We start from the raw sequence: 12155 nt of genomic DNA, 5'->3' as shown, positions 1-12155 counted from the left end.
TCCCATCAAACCGCGAGCTTGCGCATTTTTCACGCAACTCGCTCAGGAATTCACCAATCCATAGCAAGTCGATACAAACTGTCACATAAACAGTCGCTTACTGTCACAGTTTTTACATTTCATCTCTCTATAATTCGCCAAGCGGCACTCGGGGTTAAGCAGGCCAAAGATAAGCCTGAACAAGGCCTTGCCGCACAAATGAAGCCCAACTGAAATTAACAGCGGCTTCGGGGTCAAACAATAATTAATAGAGATTGATGGATATGTTTAATAAAAAACTATTAGCCGTGGTTATCGCATCGAGTATCGGACTCACCGCCTGTAGCTGGAACGATGATGATGAGGATACGATCACCTCGGCAAACGTGGAGCTCAGGGTACTGGAAACCACAGATCTGCACACTAACATCATGGACTATGACTACTACCAGTCTAAGGTCGATCCCACCATAGGCCTGGCGCGCACCGCCAGCCTGATCCACGCCGCCCGTAAAGAGGCAACTAACTTCGTGCTAGTGGATAACGGTGACCTGCTTCAGGGAAGCCCCATGGGCGACTACATGGCCAAGATCGGCCTGAATGAAGGCGATGTTCACCCGGCCTACAAGGCGATGAACACCTTAGACTATGAGGTGGCCAACATAGGTAACCATGAGTTTAACTACGGCCTGGAGTTCCTAGAGAAGGCCCTCAGCGGCGCCGAGTTCCCCTATATCAACGCCAACGTCTACTGCGCGGCCGATGACTGCTGGAATGACATCAAGAAAGGCGACAACCTGTTTACCCCTTACCTGATCAAGGAAAAAGTGGTTATCGACACTCAGGGGCGTGAACACACCATCAAGATAGGTTACATAGGCTTCGTGCCGCCACAGATCATGTTGTGGGACAAGCAGCATCTGACCGGTAAGGTCGAAGCTAAAGATATCATAGAGACAGCCAAGCTGTTCGTGCCTAAGATGAAGGCCGAGGGCGCCGATGTGATCATCGCCATCCCCCACTCTGGCATTGGCTCGACGGAAAACCCAGGCGATGCCATGGCCGAGAACGCCACCTTCGCCCTGACCAATGTCGAAGGCATTGACGCCATCATGTTCGGCCATAGCCACTCTATCTTCCCACACGCCAACTATGCCGATCTGCCCAATACCGATGTGGAGAAGGGTCTACTCAACGGTGTGGCCGCCGTCATGCCGGGCCGCTGGGGCGACAACTTAGGGGTGGTGGATCTTAAGCTGACCCTCAAAGATGGCACCTGGTCGGTAACCGATGCCCAGACTGAGGCGCGTCCCATCTATGATGGCGCCAACAAGGTTGCCCTGGTAGACGCCGATAAAGATATTCACGATGCGGTCGAGCTTGAGCATCAAGGCACCCTGGCCTTCGTGGATCAACCCATAGGGGTCGCCGCGGCGGATATGTATAGCTTCCTGACTCTGGTACAGGATGATCCTACGGTACAAATCGTCTCGGATGCTCAGATTGCCCAGGTGAGCGCCAAGCTACCCGAATCGCTGCAGGGGATCCCAGTCCTCTCGGCAGCGGCCCCCTTCAAGGCGGGTGGGCGTCACGCCACCGAGGCCGATGCCTCGCAGTTCGTGCAGGTGGATGCCGGCGATCTGACCTTTAAGAACGCCGCCGATCTCTATCTCTACCCTAATACTATGGTGGCGGTGAAGATCACAGGCGTCGAGCTGAAAGACTGGTTAGAGTGTAGTGCCAACCAGTTCAATCAAATAGATCCAAGCTCGAGCGAGCCTCAGTCACTGATCAACTGGAATGGCCATCCGACCTACAACTTCGATGTGATCGACGGCGTGACCTATAAGATAGATGTCACTCAGCCAAGCAAGTTTGACCGTAACTGCGCCGTTATTGCTGGCAACGAGAACGCCCAGCGTATCGTCGATCTGGCCTACACCACGCCAACAGGCGAGGTGTTAACAGGTGATGCGCTTAGCGCCCAGGAGTTTATCGTAGCCTCTAACAACTACCGCGCCTTTGGCGGCAAGTTTGCCGGTACGGGCTCAGAGTATGTGGTGATGGAGCTGCCAGACACCAACCGTGAGGCGCTGGCCGCCTATATCACGGCGCAATCCAAGCCAAACGATCAGGGTGGTTATGATGGCATGGTCGACCCAAGAGCCGACTACAACTGGGACTTCAAGACCATCAACACTCAGGTGGCGCTGGACATCCGCTTCGAGACTCAGAACAGCGACAAGGCCGACAAGTTCATCAGCGACAACCAGCTGCGCAAGATGGAAAAGCTGACCGAGCCTGATGCCCTTGGCTTTGCCATCTACCGCATCGATCTAACCAACGATCCCGTCGCGAAATGATCACGCTGTAAAGAGCCTCATAGTTAAAAGCGCCTGCGGGCGCTTTTTTATTGGCTTGCGAACAGGCGCTGAAATATCGTAGATTGACACTCACTGCCCACAATCAACATGCATTATGTCTCTCAGCCAACTGCCCTCACAATCCTGCGAAAACAACAAAGCGCCTATTCTGGCGGTACTGAAACAGAGCTTTAGGACCACACGGCGAGTGCTTGAGGTCGGCAGCGGTACGGGCCAACACGCGGTATTCTTTGCGGCGCACCTGCCCCATCTCACCTGGTGCCCAAGCGATCAGCCGCGATTTATCGAGCCACTCGAGAAGCGAATCGCCCTGCAGGGCGGCGATAACATCGCAAAGCCCGTCAGCCTGGATGTCACCGCCCCCTGGCCACTGGCACAGGGAGAGGTCGACGGCATCTTTAGCGCCAACACACTGCACATTATGAGCGAGGCCATGGTGACCGATTTCTTCAGAGGTGTTGATCGTCACCTCAGCGATACTGGCAGCCTCTGCGTCTACGGCCCCTTCAACTACAACAACCAATACACCAGCGATAGCAATCGCCAGTTCGATATCTGGCTCAAGCATCGCAACATCCACAGTGGCATCCGTGACATAGAATGGATAACTGAACTCGCCGAAGCTGCAGGCCTCAATCTGCTAGCCGACCATGAGATGCCGGCCAACAACCGTTTGCTGCATTTCATGCGCTAACAACATCCCCCCTGTCGTTTACTCTTTAAATCGGCAAGTAAAAGGGCATTAAAAAAGGGCCTTGCGGCCCTTCTTGCTAGCTCGAATCTGGCTCAATCCTAACTTGCCCATTCGAATCTGGCCGAATCGAATCTGGCCTAGTCGAAATCGCTGTCTTGTAACTGAGTCAGCAGCTCACAGCTACGCTCCATCTGGTAGCGGATACTCCGGGTCTGAGGCGCCCAGTAACTCATGTAGAACTTCGCCGTCACTAGCTTGTTGGCATAGAAGGCCTCCTCTTCGCCCGCCGCCATAGCCTGATGAGCCTTGACCGCCATCCGCGCCCACATCCAGCCCAGGGCCGCTATACCCAGGATCTGCAGATACCCCATAGAAGCGGCGCCTATGATGTCTGGATTTTTCACCCCGTTGGCGACGATATACTGAGTCGCCTTCTCGAGGTCGGTCGTGGCCTCCATCAGCGGCATCAGGTAAGGTTTCAGCGACTCATCCTCGAGATATTTAGCCAGGAACGGCTTAACCATCTCAGACCAGAGCCCCAGCGCCTCGCCTTTATCGGCAAGCAGTTTACGCCCAACGAGGTCAAGCGCCTGCACGCCGTTGGTGCCTTCGTAGATCATGGCGATGCGGCTATCGCGCACAAACTGCTCCATGCCCCACTCGTGAATATAGCCATGGCCTCCATAGACCTGCTGGGCATCGACACAGGCCTTAAAGCCTTGATCGGTCACGAAGCCTTTCACCACTGGGGTAAAGAGCGCCGCTAACTTGGCCGCTATGGTCGCCTTGGCCTTGTCCTGATGACGGTGAGACTCGTCTAGCCAGAGAGCCTGCTGGCCCATCAGGGCTCTGGCGCCCTGGTTGAAAGCCTTCTGGGCCATCAACATGCGTCTGACATCACCATGAACCAAAATCGGATCGGCCGGCGATTCACTCGCCTTAACGCCGCTTAAGGCGCGCCCCTGCAGGCGCTCTCTGGCGTAACTCAGGGCATTTTGATAAGCGATCTCAGAGACCCCGAGCCCCTGCACGCCCACGCCGAGTCTCGCCTCATTCATCATGGTAAACATGGCCCTCAGGCCCTGATGGGGTTCACCCACCAGCTCACCGATGGCGCCGTCGAACACCATGACGCAGGTAGAGTTACCGTGGATCCCCATCTTATGCTCTAGGGCACTGGCCTCGACGCCATTGCGGCAACCTAAGCTGCCATCGTCATTCACCAGATATTTGGGCACGGCAAACAGGGAGATCCCCTTCACGCCATCGGGCGCATCGGGCAAACGCGCCAGCACCAGGTGCACTATGTTGTCGGCCAGATCGTGATCGCCGGATGAGATGAAGATCTTCTCGCCGCTAATGGCATAGGTGTCTTCGCCCACCGGCTTAGCCTTGGTGCGCAGCAGCGCCAGATCCGTGCCCGCATGGGCCTCTGTCAGGTTCATGGTGCCGGTCCACTCGCCCGAGACCAGCTTCTCGAGGTACTTGGCCTTGAGCGCGTCGCTGCCATGGGCATGGATCGCCGCATAGGCGCCGTGGGTTAAGCCTGGATACATGGCAAAGGCCATGTTGGTCGCCGTCTTCATTTCAGTGGCAAACACCCCGATACATTCGGGAAGACCCTGACCGCCATATTCTGGGTCGCTGGTGAGTGTCGCCCAACCGTTATCCACGTATTGCTGATAGGCGTCCTTAAAGCCTTCGGGGGTGCGCACCTGACCGTCCACCAGCTGGCAACCCTGGGTATCGCCCTGGCTGTTGAGCGGCAGCATGATCTCTGTGGTGAAGTCGGCGACCCCTTGAAGAATGGCGTCAGTCAGCTCGGCGTCGATCTCATCGAATCCCTGAAGGTCATCGCGCCCATAGATGTTAAGTAGCTCGGAGAGAATAAACTGATAGTCGCGCAGTGGAGCTTGATAGATTGGCATTCCTTATTCCTTCTATTGTCGAAACCCAAAACGAACAGGCGCTAGCCGGGACATTAGCGCTCGCTCAACTATAGTGCTCCGACCACTTTACCCAAATCTGCTCAAAAATACAGCCCTTATACTCGGCTGTTTTATTTCGAGCGTCGAAAAGCTTAAAAACAATCAAGGTCATACTACAGCTTACAACGAAAACTCTGTAAGCTAGGTCATCAGCTAAATGATCAACCCGGCTTAACTCGTGAGGAGCATTTATGGGTTCTGTAACCGTAAAAAAACATCCCCAGGGACTCGAATATGTCGAGGTCGATACCGATCTCTGTCAGGCACGCATCTTCATGCAAGGCGCCCAGATAGACAGGTTTCAGCCTAAGGGGCAAGCCCCGCTGCTCTGGGTATCGAGCGCCGACGACTATCAGCCGGGTAGCGGCATCCGGGGCGGTATCCCTGTCTGCTGGCCCTGGTTTGGCATGCATGAGAACCCTCAGTGGCCGCAACACGGTTTTGCCCGTACCCGTCTATGGAATCTAGATTCGGTGCAGATGCAGGATCAGGTGGTGGAGCTCAAGTTTAGCCTGACCATAAGCGATGAAGACAGGCAGTACTGGGCGCATCCAAGCCGAGTCGAGCTCATCTTTACCTTAAGCGATAGCCTAAGCGTCAGCCTGATCAACACCAACTTGGGTGATACCCCGTTCAATCTGACCCAGGCGCTGCACACCTACTTCCCTATCGAAGATATTCATCAGCTTAAGGCCAGTGGCTTTAGCGATGCCCGCTATATCGAATTTGGTGAAGGCCCCTTCGAGCAGGAGGGAGAGAAAGTGTTATTTGACCGGGAAACCGACCGTGTCTACACCCAGCTTGGCGACTGCCAGCTACTGCATACCCCACAGGGGATCATAGAGGTGCGCCGCGATAACAGCCGATCGGCGGTGCTGTGGAATCCTTGGATAGAGAAATCTAAGCGTCTGTCGCGCTTTAATGATCAGGATTATCTCACCATGGTCTGCCTTGAGGCCGCCAATGTATTGGAAGATAGGGTCGAGCTGGCGCCGGGTGAGTCTCATACCCTGAGCACTCATATCCGCTGGCAACCTCAGGGCTAAACTTGAGTTTCTGGGCACCAGGTGAATAAGGTGCCCTCTTTAGCCCGGTAAACTAGCGATACATAGAAGCCGCTCTCTCCTATTGATCAAAGGTTTTACTGGTGGTAATAGGTTTTACTGCATAGGTTTTAGTGGCGAGAGCGCTAAAATGAAAAGGTTAGTTTCAATCATTGAGACCTTAAGTAACCAGCGCTAGCAACTTTCGCTAAATAATCAGAGACAGGGACAGATGTCGCGACGTTTTTTTACCTCCCGCAGCATAAAATGGATAGCCGGCGCAATGGCGCTGTCCCTGCTGCTATTGCTGCTCTTCGTGCTAGTGGCGAGTCAATTGGAATACCTGGTTAAACGTCTCGCTAATCCCTATCTGGCTGATGCTGGCATTAGCATAGAAAGTCTGCGCTTAAGCACCAACGATCTGATGGCGCTCAAGCTGCCCATGGCGCTGCTTAAGGTCGATAGCAACCTGGTGAGACTCGACGATCTTGAGCTCACACTCGCCGAAGACTGGCAATCGGCGCCAATGGGTCTCACCCAGATAGACTCGCTTTCGGTGCGCCGCGCCGAGGTATCACTGAGCCAGGACTATTTCGATAATCTAGGTCGTGAGCAAGCATCAGGCGCCAGCAGTGCCCTCAACCTGGGCGCCCTTCCGCAGATCGCCTTGGGCGAAGTCAGCTTCAACCTGTTAGCCAAACAAGCTAGCGCCTCAAAGATACAACCCCTGGGCCTCAAGCTGGATTATCTTAACCTGGATAATCAAGGTCAGCTTACCGGCGCCCTCAGCTTCTATCAGGCACCCCTGCTGAGCCTTGCGGCGACACTCGAGAAGACCCGCTGGCAACTCGAGAGTAGGCTCGAATTCGAGCCCCTTGGCCGCCTCATCGGCGAGCTCAGCATGCTCACCTCGACCGCCGCCCCAAGTGAACAAGATCCAGACACGTCAGCTAAGCAACAGGCATCTAATGTTTCAGAGGCGTCTGGCGTTTCAGAGGCACCGGCTACAAGCCTTTCAAAGGCACCTGCATTAGTCACGGCCCTGCATGATGTTAATGAGCGTTTAACCGAAATTTTTTCCCTAAGCGGCAGCCTCAACTCCCGCGGCGAGTTAGACCTTATCAAGGGAGAACTTCACTCAAGCCATGAATTTGATGGGCTTAACATCAAGCTGAAACGGCTTGGTGGTCAGCCGCTATCGCCAGAGCTAAGCATTGCAGTGACGGGCCTGGGACATGCCAAACAAGACGGCACGAATATCAGTCAGTCCCGTCAAACTCAATTAAGTCATGCACAATCCAATCAGGCTCAGTCCAGTCAGAGCATGATACTTGAACTGAATGGCCCCCTTAACGATCTGCATTTAACGCTGTCGCCAACTTTGGTCACCAGCAACACATCGCTGAGGCAGCTTGGAGAACTGGCAGGTGAATCTGAGCTGGTCACCGCCCTACTCACGGCGCTTGAGGCTCAATCTCTAGATGAGCAAGCACATGATAAGAAGGCTCATGATAAGCAGGCACATGATAAGCGCTCAGCCGGTCAACAAACCACCAAGCTCTCCCTGGAGCTTGGCCAAGAGATGAATGGTGAAGATGCGCTCGATTTTTCGCTCCAAGATGCAGACTTGAAGCTAGGAGCTCTCACCGCCAAGATTGAAACTCAGGGATTAGTGCTATCAGCCAAGCTTGAAAAGGCTAGGCTGGAAAAAAATCCTGAATCGAAGCCAACTTCAGCCTGGCTGCTCACCGGTAACTGGCAACTTGATGCAGAGCTTAAACAGCCGCTGTGTCTAACCCTGCCCCCCTATCCACAGACGATTGTCAGCTGCGAAACAGAAGCTAATGATGACACGCAAATAGGTATTGAAACGCCCATAGACAATCGCCTCAATCTTGCCAAAGCCAATCTACAGCTAGAAGGCGAGCTGGATGCCAGACAAGCAGATGCGACAGATGATTTGCCGGGAAATAGATCTATTAATCTCACCCTGGCGGGCGAGCTGAACCTAGCGCAACCCGAATTTAATCAGAGAGACCTTAAGGTGGGCGCGCGCAGGATCACCACAGAAATTCCGGCGCCTCTTAATTTCAGCCTAAACACCGGGCCAGAACTTAAGCTAAACCTCGACTGGCAAGGGCTAAAAGTCGCGATCGATGGACATCATCTAAGCTGGCCAGCGATGCAGGAGATGGCTAACAAAGAGCCAAAAGCACAGCTAACCAGCGAGCAGACTCGCACGAGTTTTGGCGCAGGTCATTTTACCTTTAGCCCAGACAAACCGCTTGTGGCCGAGCTAACGAGCTTTAGGAGTGTCACTCACTCCCCTCATCTGAGGCTGCCAGAGGCCACAATGGCAGACACCTCAAAAATAGAGAGGGCAGCAAAGCCGCTGGAGCGCGAACTTACCGCGAGTGAATTTGTACTCGAAGCCGCGCAGCCACTGCGCCTCGATGCGCAAGCTCTGGTGATCCCCCCCGTCGGGTTAAAGGTTATTAAGCTGGCCGCCAGCGAGCAAAAAGCCGTTCAGGGAAAGGGCCAAGAACAGGCTCAAGCTCAGGTTAAAACCACTCAAGTTAAAACAACTCAAGTAAGAACCACTCGGGTCAATCTGGATGAGTTAAGCCTTGCCACCCAGAGCATAGCGCTAACGCCAGGAGCCACCAAGGCTGGCAAAGAAGCGGAAAGCGCCGCGGCGACACTATCACAGTCGACGTTATCACTGTCGCCAGATGCCCTGTTAGCCTCCCCTTGGCTGAGTGAGGTGAACTACCAGCTGACCAATCTCAAGGTGAGCGAGGAGAGTGTTCGCCTCAATAAATTGCGCCGCAAGACGCTGCTTAAACTGCCCAGCACCAGCCTGAGTCAGTCGCTGCAATGGCAAGGTGCCCTGCAAACTTCTGGCAGTTCAGGTACTAAGTCCTATTCAGGGCCTGTAGCTGAGCCATCAATAATTTTGATCCAATCTGAGCACGATGGCTTAGTAAAAGATCCGTCGCCAGGCTATCAACTCGCGACCGAAGAGCGGTGGAACCTGGATGGCCTGCCATTTTACAGCGAGCATCATCTTGCGCTGACTCACTCCCTTAAGCCCAGCCGTCTTACCGGAGAACTCACGCTAGCAAGCGATGCCAACGAGCTGATGAAGCGTGTAACCCATATGCAAGGCACAAGCCTAGAAAATCCCTTAATCGGCGATATCAATCTCACCAGCCAGCATAGCCTCAACTGGCGGGGCGATAAGATGGATTTTGCCTTTGCCTTGACCCCAGAGGTTAAGCTCAGTGAGGGTAGCTATAACGCCCTGCCGTTCGAGCAGGCAGAGTTTACCGGCCAATGCCAGTTAGATGGTGTCAAAGCGCCTCGCTCTCAAACGGCAAAGCTCGCTTGTGAGCCGCTGTCACTCAAGGTCGCCGCCTTCAATCCAGGGGTGCTGATCACCGACATCAACGCCCACGCCAAGCTCAAATTAGATCTGACCCAAGGCGAAATGGAAGCCGCACTCGGTGCTCAAACAGGTGCAGCCTTGGCGCTCAGCGGCGCCGATGTGAAGCTCGATGCCAGGGCCAACACCTTGGGGGGCGAGATCTTACTGCCTATCTTTAACCTGAACCTCGGCGCCCCCTCCTCCGCCTATCTGGTGCTGCAGGGGCTTGATCTAGAGCAGCTGCTCGCCGCCCAGCCCCAAACCGGCATCTATGCCGATGGCATCTTCGACGGCGTGCTGCCGGTGCAGCTCGAACATGGTCAGGTGAGCATCACCAATGGTCAGCTCGCGGCGCGGGCCCCCGGTGGCCTCATCAAGGTGGATGACAATCCGGCCGTGCTGCAGATGCGCCTGTCGCAACCCTATCTCGATTTCGCCTTCTCGGCCCTGGAGGAGCTGCACTACACCCAGCTATCCAGCAGTTTCGACATGGCCCCCAACGGCGATGCCCTGCTAAAAGTTCAGGTGAAGGGACGGGCCAAAGATATTGAACGTCCTATCCATTTAAACTACGCTCAGGAAGAAAATATGTTGCAGCTACTCAAGAGTTTACAAATCGGTGATAGACTGCAGACTGAAATCGAGCGGGCCATGGCCAACTAGTTCCGTACAAGAGGCGACATAACTGTCAGAGTCATAGCCAAACGTTCAGCCTATGGTCATCTTAGGGATCTACACTAAGACCATAGCCAATAGAATTTTCAACCAGATTAAGGAAGCACTGTGAAGAAATTGCTAACCTTGCCGACGATAACCCTGAGCCTGGCCGCCGTGCTGCTCATGGGCGGCTGCACGCCAACGGTCAAGATAGAGCCACCTGAGAAGCCTATCGTTATCAACCTTAACGTTAAGATTGAACATGAGATCAAGATTAAGGTGGATAAAGAGCTCGATGAGCTGATCAACAACGATGAACTCTTCTAATCAAGGTATAAGGTGATCCAAATGAAAAGCAAAATACTCCTCCTCATGGCCGGACTTCTTCTCAGCCTCAATGCCTTCGCCATCTCGTTGCAAGACGCCAAGGCGCAAGGATTAGTGGGCGAACAGGTCAACGGCTATCTAGGTGTGGTGGTCAACAATAGTGAAGCCAGCGCCCTGGCCAAGTCGGTCAACGCCAAGCGCAAGGCGCACTACGAAAAGATCGCCCGCAAGAACCAGATCAGCGTAGATGATGTGGCCAAGCTGGCCGCCGAGAAGGCGATAGCGGCTACCGCCAAGGGCCATTATATTCAGACTCCCCAAGGAAAATGGGTCAAGAAATAAATAGTGCAAAGAATAGATGGGGTAAAAATTGAGGGGTCAAGAAGTCACGGTTCATAACTCTGTCTGCTAGTTCTCATTCAACCTGTGATAAGTCCCTAATCAATAAGCGACGCTAGATGCGTCGCTTATTTGTATCCTTAATTCCTATTGCTGTGGCGACTAACCACCTACTCTCGCAGTGACGCGTTCAAACATACAAGGGCTAGATGGCGTGAGCGCCTTGGGGCTTAACGACCAAGAGATCGCATTGGATCCTGTCGATCACCTGCTCCCCCACATGGCCGCACATGTTAGAAAACATGCTGCCATTGCCGGTATCGCCGACGATCACCAGCTCAGAATCCACCTCCTTGGCTAAGGACTCGATAGCATCTTCCGGCAGTGACTTGGCCAGATGAAGATGATGATTGCTCACCGTGGTCCCCTTTGGCTGCAGATGATAACGACTGGAGTAGTTGGACATCTGCTGCAGATGGAAATTTTCATCATTGGCAGGCGCCAGCGCCTGGTGGAAAGAGATGCTTGGTGTCTCACCATAGTAGCAATCGATCAGATGACAATCCCCCGCCAACAGCTGAGAGAAATGCTCCGAGGTCTGCAGCACGGCGTCATTGAGCGCCCTGTGGGTGACATCATCGGCACAGGGCTCAACCAGAGAGAGAATATGCCCGCCGGGTTGCCACAGGTGGTCCTTAACCACCACCACGGGGCGGGAAGACTCGCGGATCAGCCGCACATCCAACGGTTTGATGGTCAGCCAGTTCCATAGCTTATGGCGCGAGGCGGCCAAGATCACCGCATCCACCTTGAAATCGTCGCAAAACTGCAGTACATCGTCGCTACAATGACAGGCGATAGACGCCTTGGAGATGGAAAGTCCCGATTGGGCGGCCTGACTGATAAAGGCATTTAAGCAACTCAGCTTACGCTCCTTGGTCAGGGGTTGGGACTGCACCTCATTGGCATCGGCCTCGAAGGTGTCCACCAGACGATTGACGAAATGGCTGTGCTCTAACATCATCACTATGATTGCCGCATGGGTTTTACTGGCCAAATACACGGCACGGGAAACGGCCTTTAAACTAAAATCGTGTTCATCAACAACCACTAAAAGTCTCTGATAGCTATCCATAACTTTGCTCTCACCTAGGATTCGCACCTAATTGTAGTTCAAGCCAGAGGCGCCAAAATGGCGCTAGCCCTTTATTGACAAGGGTTAGCGCCAACCGCATGATAATAGAAATGATTATTGTTAAGAACATTTTTAGCTAACCCAGCCCCAATGCAAACCTTTAGCTATTAGCTGAAAGCAAT

At 53.8% G+C, this 12155-nt stretch carries 8 protein-coding genes; 6 read left to right on the top strand and 2 right to left on the bottom strand.

Annotated features, from left to right (window positions below; all coding sequences use genetic code 11):
* Nucleotides 1-263: 263 nt before the first annotated feature.
* Both K0H81_RS08835 and K0H81_RS08830 read left to right on the top strand, forming a co-directional pair.
* Entirely contained in the window at nt 264-2342 is a 2079-nt protein-coding gene (locus K0H81_RS08835; RefSeq protein ID WP_220060608.1) for a bifunctional 2',3'-cyclic-nucleotide 2'-phosphodiesterase/3'-nucleotidase, read from the top strand.
* A gap of 115 nt (nt 2343-2457) precedes the next feature.
* Nucleotides 2458-3057, top strand: coding sequence for a DUF938 domain-containing protein (locus K0H81_RS08830; RefSeq protein WP_220060607.1), 600 nt, complete (start codon nt 2458-2460; stop codon nt 3055-3057).
* A 137-nt stretch (nt 3058-3194) separates the two neighbouring features.
* On the opposite strand, the gene K0H81_RS08825 is transcribed toward K0H81_RS08830, so the two are convergent.
* The gene (locus tag K0H81_RS08825) at nt 3195-4985 is read right to left on the bottom strand and encodes an acyl-CoA dehydrogenase C-terminal domain-containing protein (RefSeq protein ID WP_220060606.1); all 1791 of its coding nucleotides are present in this window, start codon (nt 4983-4985) and stop codon (nt 3195-3197) included.
* Nucleotides 4986-5236: 251 nt separating this feature from the next.
* On the opposite strand from K0H81_RS08825, the gene K0H81_RS08820 reads away from it, so the two are divergent.
* The 4 genes from K0H81_RS08820 (at nt 5237) to K0H81_RS08805 (ending at nt 10841) form a co-directional block, all read left to right on the top strand.
* Complete coding sequence (locus K0H81_RS08820) at nt 5237-6091, top strand: D-hexose-6-phosphate mutarotase (RefSeq protein ID WP_220060605.1); 855 nt, start codon at nt 5237-5239, stop codon at nt 6089-6091.
* A gap of 229 nt (nt 6092-6320) precedes the next feature.
* The gene (locus K0H81_RS08815; RefSeq protein WP_220060604.1) at nt 6321-10178 is read left to right on the top strand and encodes an intermembrane phospholipid transport YdbH family protein; all 3858 of its coding nucleotides are present in this window, start codon (nt 6321-6323) and stop codon (nt 10176-10178) included.
* 177 nt (nt 10179-10355) lie between these two features.
* The gene (locus K0H81_RS08810; protein ID WP_160290154.1) at nt 10356-10499 is read left to right on the top strand and encodes a YnbE family lipoprotein; all 144 of its coding nucleotides are present in this window, start codon (nt 10356-10358) and stop codon (nt 10497-10499) included.
* Nucleotides 10500-10520: 21 nt separating this feature from the next.
* Nucleotides 10521-10841, top strand: a complete 321-nt coding sequence (locus K0H81_RS08805; RefSeq protein WP_220060603.1) for a YdbL family probable chaperone protein — start codon at nt 10521-10523, stop codon at nt 10839-10841.
* A 202-nt stretch (nt 10842-11043) separates the two neighbouring features.
* On the opposite strand, the gene K0H81_RS08800 is transcribed toward K0H81_RS08805, so the two are convergent.
* Nucleotides 11044-11973, bottom strand: coding sequence for a universal stress protein (locus K0H81_RS08800; RefSeq protein ID WP_220060602.1), 930 nt, complete (start codon nt 11971-11973; stop codon nt 11044-11046).
* Nucleotides 11974-12155 lie beyond the last annotated feature (182 nt).

Source organism: Shewanella halotolerans (assembly GCF_019457535.1).
GTDB classification, from domain to species: domain Bacteria; phylum Pseudomonadota; class Gammaproteobacteria; order Enterobacterales; family Shewanellaceae; genus Shewanella; species Shewanella halotolerans.
The sequence above is the reverse complement of the archived record's forward strand: the minus strand, read 5'-3'. Positions and strand labels throughout refer to the sequence as shown.

Coding starts and splice junctions, on each gene's coding strand:
- K0H81_RS08815 (WP_220060604.1), top strand. CDS start 6,321: ATGTCGCGACGTTTTTTTACCTCCCGCAGCATAAAATGGATAGCCGGC.
- K0H81_RS08830 (WP_220060607.1), top strand. CDS start 2,458: ATGTCTCTCAGCCAACTGCCCTCACAATCCTGCGAAAACAACAAAGCG.
- K0H81_RS08820 (WP_220060605.1), top strand. CDS start 5,237: ATGGGTTCTGTAACCGTAAAAAAACATCCCCAGGGACTCGAATATGTC.
- K0H81_RS08825 (WP_220060606.1), bottom strand. CDS start 4,985: ATGCCAATCTATCAAGCTCCACTGCGCGACTATCAGTTTATTCTCTCC.
- K0H81_RS08800 (WP_220060602.1), bottom strand. CDS start 11,973: ATGGATAGCTATCAGAGACTTTTAGTGGTTGTTGATGAACACGATTTT.
- K0H81_RS08810 (WP_160290154.1), top strand. CDS start 10,356: ATGGGCGGCTGCACGCCAACGGTCAAGATAGAGCCACCTGAGAAGCCT.
- K0H81_RS08805 (WP_220060603.1), top strand. CDS start 10,521: ATGAAAAGCAAAATACTCCTCCTCATGGCCGGACTTCTTCTCAGCCTC.
- K0H81_RS08835 (WP_220060608.1), top strand. CDS start 264: ATGTTTAATAAAAAACTATTAGCCGTGGTTATCGCATCGAGTATCGGA.